Raw genomic sequence first — 23,040 nt, 5'->3', positions numbered from 1 at the left:
GGAGTGAAGGATATGAAATTCGGTTTTGATATTGACGATACCCTTATTAACTTGAGGGAGTTCGCGTTCCATCTTTATAATGAAAAGCTTAATACGAACATAGAGTTAACGAAATTCAGGGCTTTAAAGACGTTGGAGATCCATGAAGCTTTCGGGCTTGATAAAGAGGCTGGGGGCAAGATGTGGAACAGCCTGGCCGATGAAGTGTATTATTCATCCTGTCCAGCCTTCGAGGGCGCAGTGGAAACGCTGCAGGAGCTTGAACGCGATGGCCACGAAATCTATTACATCACCGCCAGAAAAGCGGAGCATGGTGAACGGACGAAAAAATGGCTGATCGAAAACGGCTTTCCGGTTAAGGATGACCATTTTTACTGCGGGATGAAGGATCATGAAAAAATTGATACGATCCGCAAATTGGAATTGGATTATTATTTTGATGATAAACCGGCAGTGCTGGAAACGTTATTGGATATTCCAACGAAAGTGTATGCAATGGATAACTCCTATAACAGGGAATTGGATATTCCGAGACTGACAAGCTGGTTTGAATTAAAAGAAATCCTCTCCAAATAATACATTTACATTATTGAAGGATGACTTGATAGACTTGAGTCATCCTTTTTTTGTATACTAATATGAATAACGGTTCATTTTTTTGCTAAAAAAACAAGAGAGTCGGGGGTAATGGGATGGAGAGAAATATTGAAAATTCATTGATAGGCACGCTTGGGATTGAAATGAAAGAAGTGGGCGAGGGGAAAGTCATTGCGACGATGCCTGTGGATGAACGCACTAGGCAGCCGTATGGTTTATTGCATGGGGGAGCGTCCGTTGCGCTTGCGGAATCCGTTGCAAGCTTTGGAGGGATGATGCTGGTAGATAGTACAAAACAAGCTGTCGTCGGCCTTGAAATCAATGCCAATCATGTTAGGGGCGTCCGTTCAGGTGTTGTTACCGCAGAGGGGAACATCATCCATCGCGGGAAGACGACGATGGTGTGGGACGTGAAGATCCGTGATGAAGAGGATCATCTTATCTGCATTTCACGCTGTACATTGGCAGTTATCGACTTACCGAAGTCAAAGTAAATCAAAAGAACAATCGCAATTTGGCGCAATGATTCTATCCGGTTTACGTATAAGATGGCAGTAGACTATTGTATGAAAAGAGGTTTTTCTATGCTGGTGGGTCATATACAAGAAATCACCCGTCATCCTGTAAAATCATTCACTGGTGAACAGGTACAGAAAACGAAGGTGATGGACTATGGACTTTATGGAGATCGCAGCCATGCCTTTAAAGGAAAAAATGGGAAGTTCCTGACCATAACTCAAGTCCCGGAAATGGTCCGATATCAAGCTGCTTTTTCTGGTGAGGAAGCACTTGACCAATATCCGGAAATCCAAGTGAAGACACCTTCTGGAAACGTTTTGACATGGGGAGAGCAAGCCTTTCAGGAGGAAATGGAAAGGTTGTTGAAACAGGAGGCAGCACCAGTTGTTTATCATCCTTCCCATATTCCGTTAGGTGCGATTGAAGAAGAAAACATCCTGCTTGTCAGTGATGCCTCGATTGGCGAATTGACAAAGCTTTGGGGAAAAGAACTGGATGGCAGGAGATTCAGGCAAAATTTAGTGCTATCTCTAGTGAACAAAACGCCCTTTTTAGAAGAGCAATGGTTCGGAAAAAGGATTCTTATTGGAAATGAAGTGGAATTGGAGATCAAAAGGCATTGTGAGCGCTGTATGATCATAACTGTCGATCCGAGCGATTCACATAGAGATCCATCACTGCTTAAAACTGTCGTCAAGGAAAGGGAAAATCATTTTGGCGTATATGCCTCGGTCATGCAAACAGGTGAAATCAGAGTGGGCGATGAGGTATTTTTAAAAGATTGAAACAGAAAAGAGCTGCTCCTGTAACAGGGCAGCTCTTTTTCAATAGCAGGGATCACCGGGTTTTCTTTAAATCATCCTGGACACTCCGATCCCACATTTTTACACCAGAATGATAAGCCGAGCGCATGATTAAATGTCCGGCAACAGGACTGGTCATGAAGATGAAGATAATCGCGAGCACGACCCGGAAATCGAAATGGCTATGTTTATAATAAAAATATAACAAGGTGCCGATCAGGATGAACATGATTCCAAGTGTCGAGCTTTTTGAGGCAGCGTGATTTCTTGTATAGACATCGGGCAGCCGGATGATGCCGAAAGCCGAGACTAAAAAGAGAAAGACTCMCATTAATAGGAATAGGGCCGATAGGGTTTCAACGATTGCGGTCATCTTCGATTATCTCCCCTTTCTCAAGGAATTTGGCGAAAGCGACCGTTCCGATGAAAGATAGGATTCCGAGCAGAAGAATGGCTTCCAGATATGCGCTTGTATCCATGACGATGGAGGCAAGTGCAACGATTGCAATAAGATTGATTCCCATTGCATCGAGTGCGATGACCCGATCCGGTACGGAAGGCCCTTTGATTAAACGGTATAAGAATCCAATCATGGAAAGCGAAACACCGAGCAACGCGATTTTAAGCATTAGATCGAACATTATTTGCCCACCTCCATAATCGCCTTTTCAAATGTATTTTTAATGCTGTCCACAGCCTCTTCCTTGTCGGCAATATCCATCGCGTGGATATAAAGAATCCGATTATCTTCCGATACTTCAACGACAAGTGTTCCTGGTGTAAGTGTAATTAAATTCGATAGTATCGTAATTTCCCAATCCTTGGTCAGCACGGTTTCAAATGCGAATATGCCAGGCTTCATATCCAGGCTCGGTTTAAGCACGGCCTTAAGGACGCTAATGTTGGAAAGTATGAGTTCCCTTGCGAATATGAGCAGCAATAGAACGACGGCATTCACCCTTTTCAAGTAAAAACGATCATTGAAAAAATGACGGAAGACGAACATGATGCCGAGCCCCAATATATATCCGATGATAAAAGTGCTCCCGTTAAACTCATTTTTTAAAAACATCCAGATAAACGCAAGGAACACATTCAGTAAAATTTGGAATGACATCAGGCACTACTCCTTTAAAACCGCTTTGTTATAGATTTCGGGATTCATTAATGAATCTACAGCTTGTGTAATGTATGGGTAAACCGATTCTGTCCCTATTCCGAATAAAATGGAAATGATGACGAGGAGGACTGCCGGAACCAGCATTTTATTGACCTTTCCATTAGTTAAGGCATAATCAGCTTTTGGAGTTCCCCAAAAGCCATTCATGAATATTTTCATGACGGAATAGAGGACCATCAAGCTTGAAATTAAGACAACGGCCATTCCCAAGTAGGCCCCTTTTTCTGCAGCTCCCTGAAGAATAAGGAGCTTGCCGGCAAAACCGCTGAACGGCGGGATTCCCGCCAATGATATGGCCGCTATGAAGAAGGTCCATGCAACGGTCGGGTATTGCTTGATCAAGCCGCCCATGTCCCGTAAATCATCCGATCCGCTGATTTTGATCATGATGCCTACCAGCAGGAAGAGTGCAGCCTTGATCAGCATGTCATGAATGATATATAGAATGGAACCCGATAAGGCCTGTTCATTCATGACGGAGATGCCGAATAGAATAACCCCGACGGCGATGATGATATTGTAAATGATGATTTTTTTTACATCCCAATAAGCTATCGCACCAATGACACCGATGATGATGGTCAAGATTGCAAGTATCGCCAGGAATGTATGGGTGAAATCCTGGTCATGATAAAACATCAGTGTATAGGTCCGGAAAATGGAATAGATCCCGACCTTTGTCAGCAATGCCCCGAATAGAGCCATCACTGGAATGGGCGGAGCATAATAAGAACCAGGCAGCCATTGGAAAAGCGGGAAAATGGCTCCCTTCAAACCGAAGACGATCAGAAAGCCAATCGCTATCACCGARATGATTCCAGGCTGGTTGACCTCCGTTATCCTTTGACTGATGTCCGCCATGTTCAATGTTCCTACGACTGAATAAAGATAAGCCACCATGATGACGAAAAAGGAAGAGGATAGTACATTGACGATGATATACTTCAATGATTCCCTCAGCTGGATTTTCGTCCCTCCGAGTACAAGCAGCACATAGGAAGCCATCAGCATGACTTCGAAGAATACGAATAGATTGAAAAGATCCCCCGTAAGGAAGGCGCCGTTCACCCCGATCAGCAAAAATTGGAATACAGGATAGTAATAATGTCTTTCCCGTTCTTCCCCTATGGAGTAAAACGAGTAAAGCAGTATGGCCAATCCAATGATATTCGTGGTCAGTACGAGCAGCGAAGATAGCATATCTGCGACGATCACGATCCCGAATGGTGCATCCCAGCTGCCGACGCCTAAAGTCAAGATGCCTTGATTATGGACCGTAATCACTAGGTAAAAGGAAATTACAATTCCGATAAGAGAGGAAAAAAGCGATATCCCTCTTTGCAGCTTGATCTTTTTTGCAAAGAATATGAGCAGGATGCCTGTGAAAAGCGGCCATAAAACAGGCATGAAAGTAAGATTATTCATTCGTTTCCGTACCTCTCATTTCTTCCATGTCATCCGTACCGAGTTCCTGGTAGGTCCGATAAGCAAGTACCAGCAGAAATGATGTGACTCCGAAACTGATGACGATTGCCGTCAAGATAAGCGCTTGCGGAAGCGGGTCGACATAGGATGCAGCTTCATCACTCAGCAATGGAACGGAACCGCCTTTCAAACCGCCCATCGTCAAAATCAAAAGGTGGGCGCCGTGACTGAGCAGCCCGGTACCGATTATGATTCTTAAAATGCTTTTGGAAAGCATTAAATAGGTCGCACACATAAATAGTATTCCAATGACAATGGCCATTAAAAGTTCCATTATTCACTCTCCCCTATCGTTTGAATAATGGTCATCGTTACACCAACAACCACAAGATAAACACCCAGATCAAAAAGTACCGCAGTATGAAGCGAGATGTGCCCAAGAAGCGGTAAATCAACGTATTGATATACATGTGTCATGAGGGGCACCCCGAACACCAGCCCACCGGCCACGGTCAGGCTTGATATGAACAGGCCTGAACCGATCATTAACTTATAGTCAATCGGCAAAATGCCGGTGACGGTTTTAATGTCGAAAGCGAGCAACAGCAGGACTATGGCAGCTGAAGTCATTAAACCGCCGACAAACCCGCCGCCTGGCGAATAATGCCCGCCTAAAAAGATGGCTACCGCAAACAGCAAGATAACAAAGGCGGCGACTTTCGTAACCGTTTGGAGAATCAGGTCATTTTGCTTCATGATTTATCTTTCCCCCCTGTCAAACGCAATTTGATCATCGCGAATATTCCGAGCGCAGCGATGGAAAGGACAGTGATTTCAAACATCGTATCAAGTCCGCGGAAGTCAACGAGAATGACATTTACGACGTTTTTCCCGCCTGCCTCCTTATAAGCATTTTCAAGATAGTAACTGGATATGGAATCAAACAGTTTATTGCTATGTGCCGATAAGGCGATCAATGTGACGATGACTCCTACACCAATGGATATCATGGCATTATTCAACTTGAACGTCATCCGTTCTTCCTTTCTGCTTGCCATTAACGGGAGGTGAAAGAAACAGAGCAAAAACAGCGATACCGAAATCGTTTCGATGACTAGTTGAGTCAAGGCTAAATCCGGTGCCCGCAGCAAAACGAAAAATAGGGAAATCGTATAACCGACGGCTCCTAAGATGATAATGGAAGTTAAACGGGATCTTGCAAACAGAATGGCGACCGAGCCAATCACGATGATTCCAGCTAATACCAATTCATATATGCCGATCGGGGCAAAATTCCCTGTATCCAATTTAAATGCATCCTTCCAATAGAGCGTAAAGCCCAAGGAAAATATGAAGAAAAGGAAGATTGAAAGCAGATACGTCCGAATCGAACCTGTCATTAATACTTTCATGACGAAGGAAGCTGAACGTTCGAGCCCTCTTACCACGTTATCATACAAAGCATTCAGGGAGATGCGTTCAGGAATCCACTGAGTGACTTTCTGCCACTTCGGAAGCGTTTTGTATAATAGAATACCAAATGCTATGATGCCGATGGTCATCCATACTTCAGGTTCGAATCCATGCCAGAAGGCGATATGGACTTGGAAATCCGGTCCCGCCAAGCTCGGCTGTATGCCGGCTACAGCAGGTTTAATGATGGATGAAGACAGCAAGTTTGGAAAAATACCGAAAATGATGACCAATGAAGCAAGGATGATCGGGGATATTAGCATCCCGGCCGGTGCCTCGTGGGGCTTCCTTTCCAAAAGTTGTAACTGAAGTTTGCCAGTAAAGGGTTTGAGCACGACAATCATGCTATAAATAAAAGTGAATACACTGGCTACCCATGCAACCACAGGGAACAGGACCCCCCATGTCTCCATATTGAAGATATCCAATTGCAATACATTCACCATGCTGGCCAGGAACATTTCCTTGCTCAAAAAACCATTGAAGGGCGGAAGTCCAGCCATTGAAAAAGCACCTATCAGAGCGACAGTGAAAGTGATCGGCATCAACTGCATCAATCCGCCAAGCTTTCTGATATCACGCGTACCGGTTTCATGATCAATGATGCCTGCAACCATGAATAGGCTCCCTTTAAAGGTCGCATGATTAATCAAGTGGAATACTGCTGCAACCGTGGCTGCCAAGTATATATTTTCCCCCAACGTTTCATAGTGGAGTGCCGCAGCTCCAAGCCCCAAAAGCGACATGATCAATCCGAGCTGACTGATGGTGGAAAAAGCAAGAATCCCCTTCAAATCAGTCTGCTTGATTGCAAAGAATGAGCCCCAGAACAGGGTGATCAATCCGGCGATCGAAACGAGCCAGAACCATAATCCTGATTCTGCAAAAACAGGGCTTAATCGGGCAACCAAATAAATGCCAGCCTTGACCATTGTGGCGGAATGAAGGTAAGCACTGACCGGAGTAGGGGCTTCCATCGCGTCAGGAAGCCAAATATGGAACGGGAACTGTGCGGATTTAGTGAACGCGCCAAGCAGCACAAGCAAAAGTGCAGGAACGAAGAGCGAGTGGTCCATAAGTTCCCCGCTTTGGGCAATCAATTCACGTATGCTGAATGTGTTCCCCATAATGGAAAGGAGAATGATGCCTCCAAGCATGCTTAAGCCTCCAAGTACAGTGATCAGCAGCGATTTCTGCGCCCCGTAACGTGAACGCTCCCTCTCATTCCAATATCCTATCAATAGAAAAGATGATAAACTCGTGAATTCCCAAAACGAATAAAGGATTATTAGATTATCGGAAAGGACGACACCAAGCATCGCCCCCATGAAAAGCAAAAGGAAGACGTAAAATTGGTTAAGCTTTTCTTTCTCCTTCGATAAATAGAAAATTGAATAAAGAACGACGAGTGAACCAATACCTGTAATGAGCAAGGCAAACAAAAGCCCTAGTCCATCGACATAGAAATCAACATCTATTCCGAGAGAAGGAATCCATGTTGCGCTTTCCATAACGATATCCCCTTGTTTGGTCAAGGAAATGAACCTTGAAAAATAGGTGAAAAGGAGAATCGGTAAAATCAATACAAACCAACCTGTATGTATTTGACGAAATAGTTTGTACAATATTGGTACAATAAGTGCTAATAGAAACGGTGATAATACCGCCCAATGAAGTAAAGACATAAACTCCCCCCTTTTTTAAAAAACGAAGTCAGTCGTCTTATTATGCTTTTTTCACGCAATCCTAGACGTTAGGAAATCTTCGTTGAATATGTATTTTTTTATCGAATGCTTGCCTCGCTTAAAAGTATAACGCAATTTATGAGGGTTTGCATGGCTTTAAAAACGGTGAAGGTCAACTAGAATGATGTTTTATATATAGGTAGAAAAGGAGGGGGAACCGTCCTGAAAAATATATTAAAAAAAGTTTTTCAACGGTGAATGAGCAGAGTATCCATTGTGAAATCGTGGATTATCTTGCGTAATATAGGATAAAAGACACATTGATAGAGAAATCATGTAAAACACTTATTTATTTAGCTATTTGCCAATCATCAATCCTGTTATTCAGCCTCTCCTTTGCCATTTATGGGGAAATGCAAATGCTCAAGTTATTTGGAAATTTGGGAATCTATCAAGGGATGCTGGAATTCTTTTCTGAAGCCGGCATCAAGCTGGCGCTGCTGATCGTATTGCTCCTTTTATTCTTCATGGTTTTTGCTGCATTGAAGCTGATCTCCGATACGATATTGGAGCTGTCTTTATTATTCTTTTCCAAGGATTCGGAGGGTAAAGCCCTGAACAGTGTAAGAAAGGGGTCTGTCATTTATATGATTGGCGGTGCCTGTTCATTGTTCAGCGTTCAATTCATCTTCGGGCTTGGGTCGATCTTTATCGCGACGAATGTCGTGGCTAGTGGGATTGGTCTTCTTTCCGATCTTCGTTTGGACGGCATTGATTTCAATAGTCGCTTATGCGGGATTGAAGCTTTATAACAGCGTCATTGCAAGTCTTCCCATATAGCGAAAAAGAAGGTGCCATAGCGGCACCTTCTTTTTTCACTCGGCAGTCTGGCTGATATCTTTCCAAATCAATAGATGGGGTGAATGTGAATAAATGGATTGTAGATTGGGATGGCTTGTCCCTTCCAATCCAAACCCCTGTTGTATAGTTTGCTGTCAGACCGACAAACCACATGTCTTTGACATCATTGGTCGTACCGGTTTTACCGCCGACATAATCTGTAGGAAAGTAGTGTTTTCGGGCTGTCCCGGAAAGCGTTGTTTCATGGAGCAGCTGCCGCATCTTGGCTACGGTGCGTTTGTTCCATATCTCCTTGGAGCGGTCTTTCCATTTATAAAGGACTTTACCTTCTTGGTCGGTGACTTTTGTAATGGCTCGTGCTGGCTGATAGTTTCCGTCATGGAAAGAAGTATAAGCATTTGTGAGTTCAAGGGGACTCATGCCATATTCGAATCCGCCTATGGCCGAACACGTATGGTGGTCTTTTTTGCTGACTTTTCTAAAGCCAAAAGCATCCAGGTACTTGAAACTCGTTTCCACCCCCATCTTTTCAAAGAGTCTTATGGCGGGTGTGTTATACGACTGAGCAAAGGCAGTTCTTAGTGTGACCATCCCATAGCTGTCTCCGCTATAATTTTTTGGCCAATAGCTATTGCTGCAATAGCTTGCTCCGCTAACGAGCTGATTAATGTCAGCATCCGTTTCTTCTAAATAGGGAGCATAATCAAGAAGCGGCTTAATCGCAGACCCTGGCTGCCTATAGCTTTGGTATGCCTGATTGAAAGAATTTTTTTTTTAATCTTTTCCCCCAATCAAAGAGACAAGCTCGTGCGTATGATGCTGTATAACCACTAAAGCTCCCTCGATATCATTGACACCGATTTTTGATTGTACAGCAGTCTTTGATTGTGTTTGCAGTTTAGTATCGAGTGCGGTATGGATGGTTACACCGGAATTCAAAAGCTTTTTGACCTTTTTATCCAACTCGGCTTCCGCGTTCTTACGTATAGTGACATCAGTGCTTTGCAGAGATTTGTCGAGACCCTCGGAGGATGCCACCAGGTTTTTCAATTCCTGATGAACATATGTCACGTAATCGGGATATAAGTCGACCGGGATGGACAAGTCTAATTTAATCGTACTTTTAATTAAGACTTTCATACTCGGCCTGTTCTAATGCACCATTGGCAACCATTTGTTCCAGCATTCTCTCCTGACGCTTTTTCGTCGCATCGAAATGTTCAAGGGGATTATAGTATTCCGGATTATTAGGGATTGCGGCAAGGAAGGCAAGTTCCGCCTTGGTTAACTCTCCAGTCGGTTTACTTTAAATAATATTGGGAAGCAGCTTCGATTCCATAAGCTCCATTACTGAAATAGATGGCATTCAAATATAGCTCCATGATTTCCGGTTTTGCTTTTTTTCGCTCTATCTGATAGGCATAAATGAGTTCACATAGTTTTCGGTTATATGTCCTATCATGTGATAGATAAACATTCCTGGCCAGTTGCTGGGTAATGGTACTGCCGCCTTGTTCGATTGTTTTATTTTGTGAATTGATAAGAAGCGCCCTGCTTATGCCGGAGAGGTCGACTCCTGCATGATCATGAAATTTCTGGTCCTCTGTAACGATGAACAGATTTTCCAGGAAAAGGGGGATGTCTTCAAGTTTTAAGTAAGTCCGTTTCTCACCAGTGGAAATTTCACTGATGACCTTTCCATTTGTTGCCTTCATGTAACTATTCTGAGCCAGTTCTATCGATTCAACAGGAATTCGCTCGTCGTGTACATGATAGGGAGATTGCGCTAAGGACCACTCCTGATGGGAAAGGAAAATGAAAAGGATCAATACCGGAACTAAGAGGGAAATCGTGATATAGCCAGATACGTGCGCATAGTTCAACTTCCTAACTAATATATTTTTAGTATGTCCTTGGAATGAAGGAATGAAAAAACGGTACTTTTGGTTCATTCATCCATCGTGATCCAAAAAAGGTAGACAATAAAGGGTTTTGGGTAAATTAGGTAATGACGGCGAGCGCGGTATCCGAATGGCAAAGAAATAACTTTCTAAATCTTCTGTTATAATAATCTCGTGAGAAAAAACCATGTTTGTTTATATGTTGATGTCAGGAATATGAAGGGGGTCATAAAAATGGAGGAACAACAGCAATATGTATTCATAGATTTTGAATTTACGATGCCGGAAGGAAAAGCCAATCCAACGGGGTTTTATCCGGAAATCATTGAGGTTGGTTTAGTCACCGTCATTAATGAGACCATTGAGGAACAATTCTCATCTTTTGTTAACCCATTGAAATTTCCAGTTTTAACGGGAAGATGCAAGAAGTTCTTGAACATTACCCAGGATCAGGTGGACCGGGGGATTTCATTTGAAGAGCTGGTTGCGTTATTGAAGAAAATAGATGAACAGCACCCGACGACGATTGTTACTTGGGGAAATATGGACATGAAGGTGCTTCGCCAGAATTGTCAGAAGGCAGGATTGGATTTCCCTTTTTCAGGGAAGGAAAATGATCTATGCCTGGAGTATAAACGCTTTTTCGGGGATCAAAATCAAACCGGACTTTGGAAAGCTGTACAGGCCTATGGCAAAGAGGGGACAGGCAAGCATCATAGGGCGCTGGATGATGCGATTACGACATATAATATCTTTAAGTTAGTGGAGAAAGATAAAAGTTATATGAAAAATCATGAACCGACGACAATTGGCGACCGCATTGATTTATCAAAGGTATTGAATCATTTAGCGTTATAAAAGCCAAATCATATACTACTGATTTGGCTTTTAAGCTTTATTTGAAATAATCCGCCGCTAGATCTTCAAGCAACTGTAAGCTTTTATCATTCCACTCTGTTTGGGCTTCGCTTAAAGTGCCTTTCATTTTATCAACAGCTTCTCTTAAGGATTCCTTATACTCCGGAATCTCCTCATCGAAAGTCCTTACCATATTCTTTGGTACATTGGTTTGTTCCCGGAATGCAAGAGCACGCCGCTGATGGAACATGGACACTTCCGTTTGCTTCGGGTTATGAAGATCTCCCTGCATGGGATGCTTCAAAACAGCCAACACTCTAACAAGATATGCAGCAGGTCTGATATCGGTGACTTCCCCGATGTATTTTCCAGTTTTATATATGGCGGTAACCTTATCGCCGATTTTAAAATCCTGTTCTGACATTTCCCTACCACCTTTCTTTTAACTTCCTTCATGATACATAAGAACAACGATTTTTCACAGCGAATTTGTTCAATTTCGTAAAGATGCTTTTTTTTTGAAAATCGTGTAAAGTGTACAAATGAAGATGAAAAATGGTGTTTCATGCCATTTTATTTTAAAAAGAAAGAGGTTATGTACAATGACAAACTTTCCGCAATTAACAAGTGAAGTTTTGGAAAATGAAAAAGCGGTCATCATGCAAACGACGATGGGCGATATTAAAATTAAACTATTCCCTGAACTGGCTCCAAAGACAGTGGAGAATTTCTTGACACATGCTGAAAACGGTTATTATGAAGGAATCATCTTCCACCGTGTCATCAAGGATTTCATGCTTCAAGGCGGAGATCCGACAGGGACTGGAATGGGTGGAGAAAGTATTTGGGGAGCTCCATTTGAGGACGAGTTTTCCATGCAATTATTCAATTTGCGCGGAGCTCTTTCCATGGCTAATGCAGGCCCGGGAACAAACGGCAGCCAATTCTTCGTCGTACAAGCCCAGCATGTGGACAGCAGGATGGGTGAGCAAATGAAGCAAGCCGGTTATCCGGAAGAAATCATCAGTGCTTATATGGAACAAGGAGGCACACCTTGGCTGGATCATAAACACTCTGTTTTTGGACAAGTGGTCGAAGGCATGGACGTTGTTGATACGATTGCTAACGTAGAGACAGTTACGGGAGACAAGCCAGCAGTTGACGTTGTCATTAAAGGGATCACCATTCTATAAATAAAGGCTGTTTTCACATACTTTGTTGCTATTTACCAGGTAGTGAGTTGTGGTTGATTTCCCCTCCAGATGCTCGCTTTCCGCAGGGCGGGMGGTGAGCCTCCTCGGCGTAAACGCTTGTCGGGTCTCGCACTTCCGCTCCAATCACCCTTAAATCGTTTCGTTTTAAAAACAACAATCTTTACGAAAAGAGCCTAAATAGAAGATAAGCGAGGGGCTCAGTGCCTCTCGTTTTTTATGTTTTAGTGGATTAGGCCCACTAGTGGATTGTTCTGGTAATTGATATAATGAGAGAATGCAGTTTAATTCCCTATCAGGAAGGATGTAACGGATGGACTTTCTCAATCATGCTTTACTAGGTTTGTTTCTTTACTTTCCGGAAGACAAGACTGAATATATCTCGGCTGGTATAACTTGCTTCATTTTTTTAGTGGCGGCGGTTTTTACGATGAGGGCAATTATAAGATATTCAAAGAAGGAAGAATTGAAAACGAAGCAATTCGAAGATGAGGTCACCAGAAGGAACCAGCGTATAAAGGATGATACCATTTCCTGATCCCGGAAGATGCCTGCATCTCGAGCCCCTTTTTTTTGATATTGATTATCTGAATATGAATGGTATTATGTTTTGTTAGAAGGTCGTAAAGAATTAAATGTTCCCTTCTCAGCATAAGCATTTTATACTATAAGCATAGAGATAGAAATTTTGGGGGCGTAATTGGTTATGCAAATCGTAGCTAAAAGAATGATTGCGGCAGATACGGTCAAGGATTTTTTCATTCAGCACTGGGAGACGACTCAAGTCGTTTTTTCAAGAGGCTTGTTTCATTATGCGGAACTTGAGGGTGTTGGGGTGATGGACGAGAATGGAAAAATCACAGGGTTGGGAACATACAAACTATCCGACCATGTATGTCAGATCATCTCTTTGAACAGTGAGCATGAGAATCAAGGTGTGGGCTCATCATTGCTTTATGTGATGGAAAATATCGCTAAGGAAAAAAATTGCCATACTATTAAAGCGATTACAACGAACGATAATCTACAGGCGTTGAAGTTTTTTCAAAAGCGTGGTTATGTCATTTCGGAAATCGTTAAAAATGCCGTGGAAGAATCACGGAAAATCAAGCCGGAAATACCATTCTACAGTTTTGATGGAATTCCGATCCGAGACGAGATCATACTGGAGAAATGCTTATAATAAGGTGAAATTCACCTGGATATTGATAGGGGGAATGGTTATGTTTAAGAAAATGGCGGCTGATGCCCTTGGTCTTAGTGATATTGGAAGTGTGATTAGTCCTGCAGATTATGACAAGGTGGATGCAGATGATTATATCATGCATGAAGATGGGGAAAAAATTTATTTCCTGATTAAATCGAAAACCGATGAGTACTGTTTCACGAATCAAGCGTTCATACATTTGGATGGCACAAGTGCAATCAGCAAAAAGCGAACACTTACGAGATATAGCTACAGCCAGTATACGATTTCCAATGCCACGCTTGAAACCGCAGGGACAGTGGATTTGGATGCGGAAATTAAATTTTCGATCGGTGCAAAGACTTTCTCCATTGATGTCCATAAGAAATTCATTGAAGAATTAAAGGACTTGTTCAAATCACTCGTGAAAATATCGGAAATTAGCCATGAGAATGAGTTTGCCCTTCAATATGCCCAGCAAAGCGTAAACCTTGCTTCTTCCACTTTGAACCAGGTTCGCACTGATGGAAGCCAAATGGCGGCAAGTTTCAAGGAAATTAATTCGGCCGCTTTCGATTGGTTGATGGACAGCCGGAAAAAGTACCATGTGAAAGATTTTGGCTTTGTTTTTGAGAAATATATCAATAATTAAAAAAGAAGGCGAACACAGAATAATGTGTCCGCCTTCTTTTTTAATTATTCAAATCACTCAATCCCGGGCTATGTTCATTTGGCATATCCGGCATTTCAGGCACAGGGAATCCTTTTGGCGGCTCGGTAACAGCAAGGTTTCCGCCATTTCGGCTCGGTGTCTCCCCTTGGAAAATCTCGCTGATCCGTGTTTGATCCATCCTGAAATTGAATTGGGCATTATGGTAGCCTAAATCCACATATTTGCGGCATTCAGGATATTTGTTCAAATCATAATTAGGTACAGGGAAGATTTTCCCCCAGTCGACGCCAAGCGTTTCCAATGCCTTGGCAAATGCATTTTGGTGGGCATTGTCGCGAACCATTAAAAATGCCAATGTTTCGCGCATTGATTTATTGGAACTCATTTCATAAATCCTGGACTTTTGCAGGACTCCCGTAGATTCAAGCATGACATTATTCAAAAGGTTCGCCACGAGAGTACCGTGATCATAAACCCATGATCCGTTCCATGGATTGCCGCCAGCATCGACGGGCAGGGATGCTTTCGCACCGATGATGAAATGGTGAGGGTTCGCGCCGCCTTTGATGACTTCATCCAATGGAGCGCCATCGGTACCGGAATCTCCAGGCATATCCCCGCCAGCACCATTCAGCAGCTGATTGATGGTAGATTGGACAAGTTCAACGTGGCTCAGTTCCTCCAAGAAAACTCCGCGAATTAAATCACGATATTGTTTAGCCTTGCCGCGAAAGTTGGCGCTTTGGAAAGAATATTGCATCATCGTCCGCATTTCACCGAATTGCCCACCAAGCGTTTCCTGGAGCACTTTTGCTGCATTTGGATCAGGCTTATCGGGAACGATCATATTGATTAAGTCTTCTTTATAGAAGTACAAATGGAAGCCCTCCTTAAAATAAATATTTCTAAGTTAGCTTCTGTTATCTGAATTAATTTATTCCTAAGGTAAAAAGTACCTTTATGGAATGACGGGAAGAGAGAAATACTAGAGGGAAGAACGATTTTGAAAGGATGTTGCACATGCTATCCAATCAGCAGCTAAAAGAATTTCAACAGCAATTGCAGCAAACGAAGCAAGAGTTGGAAGAACGATTAAGTGATTCAGGCAACTACGATTTAAGAAGAAGCATGGAGGATTCGACTGGTGAGTTATCGAGTTACGATAATCATCCCGGAGATGAAGGAACCGAGTTATATGAACGGGAAAAGGATTTGGCACTTACCGAGCATGATCAGGATGAAATAAGGGATATTGAACGAGCGCTTTCTGCCATCGAGGCAGGTGAGTATGGAAAATGCGAGGTTTGTTCAAAGGAAATACCTCTTGAACGTTTGAAAGCGATCCCTACTACGACTTATTGCGTTGAGCATACCCCCTCACAGGAAACTTCGGACAATCGGCCGGTGGAAGAGGAAGTGCTCGGACCCCCATTTGGGAGGTTTGATTATGATGACCGGCATGAATCGGTTGCGTACGATGCGGAAGATTCTTGGCAGGATGTTGCCAGTTATGGAACATCTGAATCGCCTTCCGATTTCGTAAATCCGCCAAACGATTACGAAGATATGTATGTCGAGTCCGAAGAAAATGTCGGCTATGTCGAAAATTATGAAAATTTCGTTGGTGTGGATATATACGGTAAAGAGGTAACGGTTTATCCGAACTCCCAATATGAAGAATTGAAGGAAGAACTTTTTGAAGAAAATATTCAAACCCCGTTTGGGGATTTGCCCCGATATGAGCATGATCCATATGTGGATGAAGAAAAAGATTGAAAAAGAAGAACCAGGATGCTAGGCCTGGTTCTTTTTTTAAGTAAAAGCCAATTTCAACCGGTTTAGCCCATCCATCATGACGCTGCGTGAACAACCGAGATTCATTCGTACGAAACCTTCTCCGCCAGGTCCGTATTTAGAACCAGGCTCCAATGCGAGCTTCCCTTGATGGATCAGTCGATCCTTTATTTCCTTGTCGGTCAATCCAAGGTCACGGCAGTCAATCCATAAAAGATAAGATGCTTCCGGATGCATGACATGCAGTGAAGGGATTTCGGCTGCAATGAATTCCTCAGCCACTTTTATATTCTCCTCAATGTAGCCAATCATGTCTTCAAGCCATTCCAAGCCCTCCCGATACGCGGCTTCCATTGCTGTTAAGGCAAAGATGTTAAGGCCATGGAAGGCTAGTTTCGTTTGCGCCATTTGCAGTTTCTTCTGCAATCTTTCACTACTGGTGATCAGGAAAGAAGCCTGAAGGCCGGCAATATTGAATGTTTTGCTTGGCGCCATCAATGTAACGGTCCTATCCGCTAATTTTCCTGAAAGGGAGCCGATCGGGTAATGCTTGGATGTTGTATGGAATAAGTCAGCATGTATCTCATCACTGACGATGACTACATCATATTTTTCACATAGCTCCCCGATCCGTAGGAGTTCATCCTTTGTCCAAACGCGTCCGCCAGGGTTATGGGGACTGCAAAAAAGGAATAGTTTCACTCCGCTTTTCAGCTTGTCCTCAAAATCGTTGAAATCAATCTCGAAGCGGTCCTTTTCTATGATAAGGGGACTGTTGACCACCTCCCGGTCATTATTTTTGATCATATCAAAAAATGGGGTATAGACGGGAGATTGTAACAGTATTTTATCGCCCGGGTTCGTGAATGCCTGGATTGTTGTACCGATTGCGGAAACGACGCCGGAGCTGAATGAAATCCACTTCTTATCGATTTGCCAGGAGTGCCGGTCTTTAAGCCAGCTTTGAATTTCAGTGAAAACCGTTTCAGAAGGGACGGTATAGCCGAAAATCGGATGATTCAAGCGTTCCATCAATGCCTTTTGAATGCCCTCAGGAGATGGGAAGTCCATATCGGCAACCCACATTGGCAGAATATCCTCGCGCCCATATAAGGATGTGAGGGAGTTTTTATCCCATTTTGCAGACCCTGAATTTTCCCTGTTGATTTGTTCTTCAAATATTGATTTATTCAAAATATCCACCACCGAATAAAAATTTGTCGTCTTCGCGAAAAGCCTGTTGTTATGATACTATGATATCATGTTCTTTGAAAATATTGAGCAGGTGATAAATTAGATGGATACACAGCAAATGAATTTAGCATTGGTTGCCGTTTTACAAGAATGGGACCCTTTCAAGATAGGTTGGGATCTATATGAGCCGGAAATTGCAGATACGGTCGTAGCAATCCGGGATATAGATGACCCGAAGGAACTGGCGGAAAAAATAAAATCCATTTACGAGTTCGCATTCGATGAATCCATTCAGATGGAAAAGTGCCTGGACGTTRCACGAAAGCTGCTCATCATAAAAAATGATGCCAGCTGTTCGATATAAAGGTGAAAAAGGTGTACCCGGAAATCAGGGGCACCCTTTTTTACGTTGTTTTTTTGCTCTATACCCATAGTTTGTTCAGTTAACTGATGGTTTGTGCAGTATACTCGTGAATTTCAGTGATTTACCCGTGAGTTTCGGCGATTTATTGGTGAATTGTGCTTTTACTCGTGAGTTTGTGCAGTATACTCGTGAGTTTTGGCTATTTACTCGTGAATTACAGCCATTTACTCGTGAATTACAGCGATTTACTCGTGAATTTACGTTGGGGTGGCTACTCCAATAAACCCCTTAATTAGTTGATACACTTCTTCAGGTTTTTCCTCTGGAAGAAGGTGCCCGGAATCCTCAATGACAACAAGCTCGGAATTAGGCAGGTCTTCATGGAGCCTTTCGCCGATACTCAATGGCACCACTCGATCATGTCTTCCCCAAATAAGCAGGCATGGTGTATGTATATCACTAAGGTCCTCCTTCAGCAAATCGATTTCCTTATCTCGAAGCATCCTTCCCAATGCCCGGAAAATATCATGCTTCTTTATGAATGGCCCTAGATATCCCTGCCGCATTTCATCGTCAATCATCGCCGGGTCATGGACGACATTTTTCAAGTTCTTTTCGATACCTGATTTTTGCAGATACCGTTTTATCCCGTATGAAAAGAAAGGCAGGTAACTGACCATCTTCATTTTTTCCGAATAGCCGGGCTGATAGCCTGAGCCGGCAAGTAGAATGGCATGGTCGACAAGATCAGGATATGACTTGATGAGCTGCAGGGAAATCTGCCCGCCCATGGAATGGCCGATGATACTGAATTTCCTGATTCCTTTTCCCTCCAGGAACATAACGACGGATTTAGCAATGTTTCGGAATGAATATGTATATCGATAATCTTTTCCGCTTTGCCCGAATGGCGGGAGGTCTATGGAGATCACATTGTATTCCTTGATTAAATGGGGGACTAATTTACGGAAACTGAAGCTCGATGACAAAAATCCGTGAAGCAGGACAAGGGTGGGGAGAGAATCATCGATTCGGTCATATTCAAAATAGATTTCGATATTCCCTACCCGTTCGAGACCTTTGATTGTATGACTTTCCATATAAACTCCTCCTCCGTTATTGTTCCATGATAAAAACCTATGTTACCCTGAATATTCCAAAAAAGGTCCTATAATACTGTTGCATAACAGTAATTGTAATAATAACGATGAAAAAAGACAATTACTATAACAGGTCACCAGCCAATTTTGATATAATAGTGTAAGTTTATCCTGACAGCATAGGACTTATTAAATTATATTGTCATATAGGTTTTTAAAAAAGTCTAATAAGGTAATTCGTGAGACTATCTGCCAGCCAAACCATCACAGCTAAATTAGTGAATTCCAAAAGGGGGGTTTTCCAATGCACTTGAATGAAGAGGAATTGGAAGTCTTGAGAATCATTGAAAATAACAGCCGGATTGATCTGAAGGATTTGGCTAAAATGACCGATCAATCAGATTCGGACATTGAAATAACATTGAAGAAATTGGAAGATATGCGGGTCATTGTACGTTACTTAACAGTCATTAACTGGGCTAAAGTGGATGAATACCATGGTGTCACAGCGATGATCGATGTAAAGGTCACTCCAAAACGCGGCGTGGGTTTCGATGATGTTGCAAAAAGGATTTACAAGTTCAAAGAAGTCGAGTCCGTTTATTTAATGTCTGGGGCATATGATCTTTCAGTCATTGTCGAAGGGCGTTCGATGAACGAAGTGGCAAGCTTCGTTTCGGAAAAACTTTCGACACTGGATTCCGTCATTTCTACGACGACTCACTTCATAATGAAAAAATACAAGCATGATGGCACCATTTTTGATCAAACTGAAGAAGATAAGCGGATAGTGGTGTCACCATGATTAAAACGAGTTATGTTTCAAAAACGATTGCAGAGCTTAAGCCATCAGGCATCCGCCGCTTTTTCGACTTGGCAGCCAATTTGGAAGGGGTCGTCTCGCTTGGTGTAGGTGAACCGGATTTCGTTACATCTTGGGCGGTAAGGGAAGCGGCGATCAACTCCCTGGAGGAAGGATATACCTCATATACGGCCAATGCCGGATTATTTGAATTAAGGTCGGAAATCAGCCGGTATATGGAGAAGCAGTTCCATGTTTCGTATAGACCGGATGATCAAATCATTGTCACGGTCGGAGCAAGCCAGGCCCTCGATATTGCCCTGAGGACCATCTTGAATCCAGGTGAAGAAGTCATTGTCGTCGAACCTTGTTTCGTCGCCTATGCACCGCTTGTGACCATGGCAGGGGGAATACCGGTCACGGTCCAAACATCCAAGGAAGAAGACTTTAAGTTGACTCCCCAACAACTCGAAGCGGCGATCACGCCTAAAACGAAGGCCGTTTTAATCTGTTCACCGAATAACCCGACGGGAACCCAGCTTGGGCAGGAAGAATTAGTGATGCTTGCTGACATCGTTAAAAAGCATGACTTGCTGGTGATTTCCGATGAAATCTATGCTGAACTTGCTTATGATGAGGAATTCACTTCTTTTGCTGCCGTTGACGGCATGCTTGAGCGGACGATTGTCATCAATGGGTTTTCGAAAGGGTTTGCGATGACAGGGTGGCGTCTTGGGTTCGTTTGTGCACCTAAGGAAATTTCCGAAGCGATGCTTAAGCTTCACCAATATGCGATGATGTGCGCGCCGACCGTTGCGCAGCATGCTGCATTGGAAGCTTTAAAGAACGGAATGCAGGATGTGGAAGAAATGCGTCGGAGTTATCGGAGAAGACGAAATTATATCGTGAAATCATTTAACGATATGGGGCTGGATTGCCATAATCCCGGCGGGGCTTTTTATGCTTTTCCATCAATCGAGAGAACGGGGATGACTTCGATGGAATTTGCTGAAAAACTTCTGACGGAAGAACTTGTTGCGGTTGTACCGGGAGATGTGTTCGGGGAAAGCGGTGAAGGCCATATCCGCTGTTCTTATGCATCCTCCATGGAACAGCTTCAGGAGGCGCTCAGAAGAATGGAACGTTTCATGAAGAATCATTGCCAATAAAAGCAAAAAAATAGGGATCCGGCCATTAGCAGCCGGATCCCTTTCCATAGGGGGAATTAGAAAAAAGAGTTAATCTAATGGATTAACATAGAAAGTGTTAATCATAGTATATCCAGTACCCAGAAAAAAAATACACATACTACGACCCATTTTTTGAATTAAGCTTGTGTTTTATATAAAGTATGCATAACTTTCAGAATTTTTTCTTCGCTAAAGTCCTTGGCTGTCCTTAGAATGAGCTCAGCTTTTTTGGTTCCGATTTCTTCAATCAATTTTTTTAAGTCCTCGTCGATACCAGCAGCGTTACCGGTCTGGGCATCCTTCAGGAATTCTGAAGCCGGAATGTCAAGAACGGTGGAAAGACGTGAAATGGTTTGCGTATCAGGAACGGATTCACCCGATTCATACTTTTCGATTTTCTTTGTGCCGATTCGTAATTTCAAAGCCAGTTCCTGTTGAGTTAGGTTGTGATCTTCTCGGTATTGACGGATATTCTTCGCGATATTTGACATGGTCAGACACTCCTTTTTCAGGAAATATATTTTTATTATGTAATTATTTTACCATATTATTACTTAAGTGAAGGGACGGAATATGTAGGTTTTGTGAAAAAAATGCCGCATCGAGAAATATCGAAACGGCATGTTGAATGTTAAATGAGATTAGTTGACTTAAGGAATACGAGTATGATCATGATCGGCACGATGTAGCGAATCAGGAAGTACCAAAGTTTAAAAAGTGATCGGCCGGGATCAGCGCCAGTTTCGAACTCCTTTTGTACCTCGATCCTTTTCATTTGATAACCGATGAAAAGGGATATGAACAAGGCGCCGACTGGCAGCGCGATATTGCTTGTCAGATAATCAGCGAAATCGAATATGGATAAATTGAAAATCTTCACATCCGAAAGCACCCCAAAGGACAATGCGCTAGGAATCCCAATCAGGAAAACGGTGATACCAGCTATCCAAGAGGCCTTCTTCCGTTTTGCGGAATCCCCCTTGATCATGGCTGCAACGACGATTTCGAGAATGGAGAATGCCGTCGTAAGGGTGGCAAATAATAATAATATGAAGAAAATGAACATGAAGATTCCGCCAAGCGCCATTTCATTGAAGACGGCAGGCAACACGACAAATACCAGTCCAGGCCCGCTTGAAGGGCTGAAACCCAGTGCGAAAACAGCCGGGAAGATGACCAAACCTGCCAGCAAGGAAATGAAGATATTCAGTCCAACTACCGAAAAGGCCGATTTTGTAATATCTTCTTTTTTACTTAAATAGGATGCGTAGGTTACCATCACGGAAACACCGACACTTAGTGCAAAGAAGGATTGGCCGAGTGCCAATAGGATCGTTTCCCCTGTTAATGCGGAAAAGTCCGGTTTCAAGAAGAATTTAACACCTTCCATTGCTCCATCCAGAGTCAAGGATCGGATAAGAAGGATGATGAAAAGAATGAACAATGAAGGCATCATATATTTATTAGCCTTTTCAATTCCCTTGGAAACGCCGCCTTGCACGACCCAAATGGTAAAGACCATGAATAATAACTGAGCGATGACCGTTTCATAAGGATTACTGATTATCGTATTGAAAAAGTTCCCATATTCCTCTTGCGTCAAGTTTGAGAGGGAACCTGTAAAGCTCCTTGCTAAATAGGAGATGATCCAGCCTCCAACAACACTGAAGAAGGAAAGAAGGATGATTGAAGCGACGACACCGCCATATCCAATCAATGCCCAAGGCTTTCCAGGGGCGATATGTTTATATGCGCTAATGGCATCTTTCTGTGCATTGCGGCCAATCGTGAATTCCGCTATTAATATCGGTGCCCCGATAAGCAGGGTGAATATAATGAAGAGCAGGAAAAAGACCCCACCGCCATTTTCCCCAGTCATATACGGGAGCTTCCAGATGGCGCCCAATCCAATAGCGGATCCCGCGGCTGCCAGGATGAACCCAAGTTTTGAAGTCCATTGATCTTGTTTTGACATGATGGAAAAACTCCTTTAGATGTAAAGAATATCTAGCTGTATATTATTTTTTTTAAAACATTTTCTCATCTTACTATGATTAGGGGCAATTGGATAGGTTTAATATTACAATCTTTAGAAAAATGAGTAAATATCTTAAGGGAAATAGGGGTTATTTGCAAATTTTTAGGTTAAGTTATATACAAAGATCTTATAATATTTATTATTTCCAAAAAACAAACATTTTTAATGAGTAAAATCCCAAAAAGT

The 23,040-nt window shown here is 42.8% G+C and carries 29 protein-coding genes and 1 pseudogene; 13 read left to right on the top strand and 17 right to left on the bottom strand.

Going from position 1 to position 23,040, the window contains the following annotated elements; genetic code table 11:
* The first annotated feature begins 12 nt into the window (after positions 1 to 12).
* The 3 genes from AC1DVB_RS09185 (at position 13) to AC1DVB_RS09175 (ending at position 1,901) form a co-directional block, all read left to right on the top strand.
* Positions 13 to 576 carry a 5' nucleotidase, NT5C type gene (locus AC1DVB_RS09185; RefSeq protein ID WP_034310235.1) on the top strand — a complete coding sequence of 188 codons (564 nt, stop codon included), beginning with the start codon at positions 13 to 15 and terminating at the stop codon, positions 574 to 576.
* Between the two features lie 116 nt (positions 577 to 692).
* On the top strand, positions 693 to 1,091 hold the full coding sequence (locus tag AC1DVB_RS09180; protein ID WP_034310237.1) for a hotdog fold thioesterase: 399 nt from the start codon (positions 693 to 695) through the stop codon (positions 1,089 to 1,091).
* 90 nt (positions 1,092 to 1,181) lie between these two features.
* A complete protein-coding gene (locus AC1DVB_RS09175; RefSeq protein WP_057278038.1) occupies positions 1,182 to 1,901 on the top strand; it encodes an MOSC domain-containing protein in 720 nt (239 codons plus the stop codon).
* A 52-nt stretch (positions 1,902 to 1,953) separates the two neighbouring features.
* On the opposite strand, the gene mnhG is transcribed toward AC1DVB_RS09175, so the two are convergent.
* Genes mnhG through AC1DVB_RS09140 form a run of 7 tightly spaced genes read right to left on the bottom strand, consistent with a single transcriptional unit; the run spans position 1,954 to position 7,682 of the window.
* Entirely contained in the window at positions 1,954 to 2,292 is a 339-nt protein-coding gene (gene mnhG / locus AC1DVB_RS09170) for a monovalent cation/H(+) antiporter subunit G (protein ID WP_477589013.1), read from the bottom strand.
* Entirely contained in the window at positions 2,276 to 2,548 is a 273-nt protein-coding gene (locus AC1DVB_RS09165; protein ID WP_370023645.1) for a Na(+)/H(+) antiporter subunit F1, read from the bottom strand. The genes mnhG and AC1DVB_RS09165 overlap by 17 nt, the downstream gene beginning before the upstream one ends.
* An 11-nt stretch (positions 2,549 to 2,559) precedes the next feature.
* Positions 2,560 to 3,036: a Na+/H+ antiporter subunit E gene (locus AC1DVB_RS09160; RefSeq protein WP_057278036.1), complete on the bottom strand. Its 477-nt coding sequence runs from the start codon at positions 3,034 to 3,036 to the stop codon at positions 2,560 to 2,562.
* A 6-nt stretch (positions 3,037 to 3,042) separates the two neighbouring features.
* Positions 3,043 to 4,524 (bottom strand): Na+/H+ antiporter subunit D, encoded by a 1,482-nt coding sequence (locus tag AC1DVB_RS09155; RefSeq protein WP_057278035.1) that lies wholly within the window; start codon positions 4,522 to 4,524, stop codon positions 3,043 to 3,045.
* Positions 4,517 to 4,858, bottom strand: a complete 342-nt coding sequence (locus AC1DVB_RS09150) for a Na(+)/H(+) antiporter subunit C (RefSeq protein ID WP_054398868.1) — start codon at positions 4,856 to 4,858, stop codon at positions 4,517 to 4,519. The genes AC1DVB_RS09155 and AC1DVB_RS09150 overlap by 8 nt, the downstream gene beginning before the upstream one ends.
* Positions 4,858 to 5,280 (bottom strand): Na(+)/H(+) antiporter subunit B, encoded by a 423-nt coding sequence (locus tag AC1DVB_RS09145; RefSeq protein WP_034310256.1) that lies wholly within the window; start codon positions 5,278 to 5,280, stop codon positions 4,858 to 4,860. The genes AC1DVB_RS09150 and AC1DVB_RS09145 overlap by 1 nt, the downstream gene beginning before the upstream one ends.
* Positions 5,277 to 7,682, bottom strand: a complete 2,406-nt coding sequence (locus AC1DVB_RS09140) for a Na+/H+ antiporter subunit A (protein ID WP_377331262.1) — start codon at positions 7,680 to 7,682, stop codon at positions 5,277 to 5,279. The genes AC1DVB_RS09145 and AC1DVB_RS09140 overlap by 4 nt, the downstream gene beginning before the upstream one ends.
* Before the next feature lie 413 nt (positions 7,683 to 8,095).
* On the opposite strand from AC1DVB_RS09140, the pseudogene AC1DVB_RS09135 reads away from it, so the two are divergent.
* Positions 8,096 to 8,522 (top strand): annotated as a pseudogene (locus AC1DVB_RS09135) (DUF5366 family protein).
* Here the strand turns inward: AC1DVB_RS09135 and AC1DVB_RS09130 are convergent.
* The 4 genes from AC1DVB_RS09130 to AC1DVB_RS09115 are packed head-to-tail and all read right to left on the bottom strand — an operon-like array spanning position 8,460 to position 10,495.
* Positions 8,460 to 9,263, bottom strand: a complete 804-nt coding sequence (locus AC1DVB_RS09130; protein WP_230135099.1) for a penicillin-binding transpeptidase domain-containing protein — start codon at positions 9,261 to 9,263, stop codon at positions 8,460 to 8,462. The pseudogene AC1DVB_RS09135 and the gene AC1DVB_RS09130 sit on opposite strands and share 63 nt — an antisense overlap.
* 54 nt (positions 9,264 to 9,317) lie before the next feature.
* Positions 9,318 to 9,683 (bottom strand): hypothetical protein, encoded by a 366-nt coding sequence (locus AC1DVB_RS09125; protein WP_222620014.1) that lies wholly within the window; start codon positions 9,681 to 9,683, stop codon positions 9,318 to 9,320.
* Positions 9,667 to 9,798, bottom strand: a complete 132-nt coding sequence (locus AC1DVB_RS09120) for a hypothetical protein (RefSeq protein WP_082609402.1) — start codon at positions 9,796 to 9,798, stop codon at positions 9,667 to 9,669. Before AC1DVB_RS09120 ends, AC1DVB_RS09125 begins: the two co-directional genes overlap by 17 nt.
* A gap of 46 nt (positions 9,799 to 9,844) precedes the next feature.
* Positions 9,845 to 10,495 (bottom strand): transglycosylase domain-containing protein, encoded by a 651-nt coding sequence (locus AC1DVB_RS09115; RefSeq protein ID WP_477589009.1) that lies wholly within the window; start codon positions 10,493 to 10,495, stop codon positions 9,845 to 9,847.
* 183 nt (positions 10,496 to 10,678) lie between these two features.
* On the opposite strand from AC1DVB_RS09115, the gene kapD reads away from it, so the two are divergent.
* Positions 10,679 to 11,302 carry a 3'-5' exonuclease KapD gene (kapD, locus tag AC1DVB_RS09110; protein WP_034310264.1) on the top strand — a complete coding sequence of 208 codons (624 nt, stop codon included), beginning with the start codon at positions 10,679 to 10,681 and terminating at the stop codon, positions 11,300 to 11,302.
* 37 nt (positions 11,303 to 11,339) lie between these two features.
* Here the strand turns inward: kapD and kapB are convergent, their stop codons facing one another.
* Complete coding sequence (kapB, locus tag AC1DVB_RS09105; protein ID WP_057278031.1) at positions 11,340 to 11,726, bottom strand: kinase-associated lipoprotein KapB; 387 nt, start codon at positions 11,724 to 11,726, stop codon at positions 11,340 to 11,342.
* A gap of 178 nt (positions 11,727 to 11,904) precedes the next feature.
* Here kapB and AC1DVB_RS09100 point away from each other — a divergent pair, with 178 nt between their 5' ends.
* The 4 genes from AC1DVB_RS09100 to AC1DVB_RS09085 all read left to right on the top strand — a co-directional run bounded on the left by AC1DVB_RS09100 (position 11,905) and on the right by AC1DVB_RS09085 (position 14,351).
* Positions 11,905 to 12,495, top strand: coding sequence for a peptidylprolyl isomerase (locus AC1DVB_RS09100; protein WP_053536724.1), 591 nt, complete (start codon positions 11,905 to 11,907; stop codon positions 12,493 to 12,495).
* A gap of 331 nt (positions 12,496 to 12,826) precedes the next feature.
* A complete protein-coding gene (locus AC1DVB_RS09095) occupies positions 12,827 to 13,051 on the top strand; it encodes a hypothetical protein (RefSeq protein ID WP_034310272.1) in 225 nt (74 codons plus the stop codon).
* A 168-nt stretch (positions 13,052 to 13,219) separates the two neighbouring features.
* Positions 13,220 to 13,696, top strand: coding sequence for a GNAT family N-acetyltransferase (locus AC1DVB_RS09090; RefSeq protein WP_034310275.1), 477 nt, complete (start codon positions 13,220 to 13,222; stop codon positions 13,694 to 13,696).
* A gap of 40 nt (positions 13,697 to 13,736) precedes the next feature.
* Positions 13,737 to 14,351: a PH domain-containing protein gene (locus AC1DVB_RS09085; protein WP_477589004.1), complete on the top strand. Its 615-nt coding sequence runs from the start codon at positions 13,737 to 13,739 to the stop codon at positions 14,349 to 14,351.
* A gap of 40 nt (positions 14,352 to 14,391) precedes the next feature.
* On the opposite strand, the gene AC1DVB_RS09080 is transcribed toward AC1DVB_RS09085, so the two are convergent.
* Positions 14,392 to 15,249 (bottom strand): manganese catalase family protein, encoded by an 858-nt coding sequence (locus AC1DVB_RS09080; protein WP_477589002.1) that lies wholly within the window; start codon positions 15,247 to 15,249, stop codon positions 14,392 to 14,394.
* A gap of 143 nt (positions 15,250 to 15,392) precedes the next feature.
* Here AC1DVB_RS09080 and AC1DVB_RS09075 point away from each other — a divergent pair, with 143 nt between their 5' ends.
* Positions 15,393 to 16,148 carry a TraR/DksA C4-type zinc finger protein gene (locus AC1DVB_RS09075; protein ID WP_477589000.1) on the top strand — a complete coding sequence of 252 codons (756 nt, stop codon included), beginning with the start codon at positions 15,393 to 15,395 and terminating at the stop codon, positions 16,146 to 16,148.
* Positions 16,149 to 16,184: 36 nt separating this feature from the next.
* Here AC1DVB_RS09075 and AC1DVB_RS09070 read toward each other — a convergent pair whose 3' ends face one another.
* Positions 16,185 to 17,369: a MalY/PatB family protein gene (locus AC1DVB_RS09070; RefSeq protein ID WP_477589018.1), complete on the bottom strand. Its 1,185-nt coding sequence runs from the start codon at positions 17,367 to 17,369 to the stop codon at positions 16,185 to 16,187.
* A gap of 94 nt (positions 17,370 to 17,463) precedes the next feature.
* Between AC1DVB_RS09070 and AC1DVB_RS09065 the strand changes: the two genes are divergently transcribed.
* Positions 17,464 to 17,724 (top strand): DUF1871 family protein, encoded by a 261-nt coding sequence (locus AC1DVB_RS09065; RefSeq protein WP_477588998.1) that lies wholly within the window; start codon positions 17,464 to 17,466, stop codon positions 17,722 to 17,724.
* A gap of 257 nt (positions 17,725 to 17,981) precedes the next feature.
* Here the strand turns inward: AC1DVB_RS09065 and AC1DVB_RS09060 are convergent, their stop codons facing one another.
* A complete protein-coding gene (locus AC1DVB_RS09060) occupies positions 17,982 to 18,824 on the bottom strand; it encodes an alpha/beta fold hydrolase (protein ID WP_063574779.1) in 843 nt (280 codons plus the stop codon).
* A gap of 304 nt (positions 18,825 to 19,128) precedes the next feature.
* Here AC1DVB_RS09060 and AC1DVB_RS09055 point away from each other — a divergent pair, with 304 nt between their 5' ends.
* The gene (locus AC1DVB_RS09055) at positions 19,129 to 19,629 is read left to right on the top strand and encodes an Lrp/AsnC family transcriptional regulator (RefSeq protein WP_034310292.1); all 501 of its coding nucleotides are present in this window, start codon (positions 19,129 to 19,131) and stop codon (positions 19,627 to 19,629) included.
* A complete protein-coding gene (locus AC1DVB_RS09050) occupies positions 19,626 to 20,795 on the top strand; it encodes an aminotransferase (RefSeq protein ID WP_034310296.1) in 1,170 nt (389 codons plus the stop codon). Before AC1DVB_RS09055 ends, AC1DVB_RS09050 begins: the two co-directional genes overlap by 4 nt.
* A gap of 158 nt (positions 20,796 to 20,953) precedes the next feature.
* On the opposite strand, the gene AC1DVB_RS09045 is transcribed toward AC1DVB_RS09050, so the two are convergent.
* Together AC1DVB_RS09045 and AC1DVB_RS09040 are read right to left on the bottom strand one after the other, a co-directional pair.
* The gene (locus AC1DVB_RS09045) at positions 20,954 to 21,307 is read right to left on the bottom strand and encodes a helix-turn-helix domain-containing protein (protein ID WP_477588996.1); all 354 of its coding nucleotides are present in this window, start codon (positions 21,305 to 21,307) and stop codon (positions 20,954 to 20,956) included.
* A 140-nt stretch (positions 21,308 to 21,447) separates the two neighbouring features.
* Positions 21,448 to 22,791 (bottom strand): sodium-dependent transporter, encoded by a 1,344-nt coding sequence (locus tag AC1DVB_RS09040; RefSeq protein WP_053536716.1) that lies wholly within the window; start codon positions 22,789 to 22,791, stop codon positions 21,448 to 21,450.
* Positions 22,792 to 23,040 lie beyond the last annotated feature (249 nt).

Source organism: Peribacillus sp. P4_D6 (genome assembly GCF_056401795.1).
The sequence above is the reverse complement of the archived record's forward strand: the minus strand, read 5'-3'. Positions and strand labels throughout refer to the sequence as shown.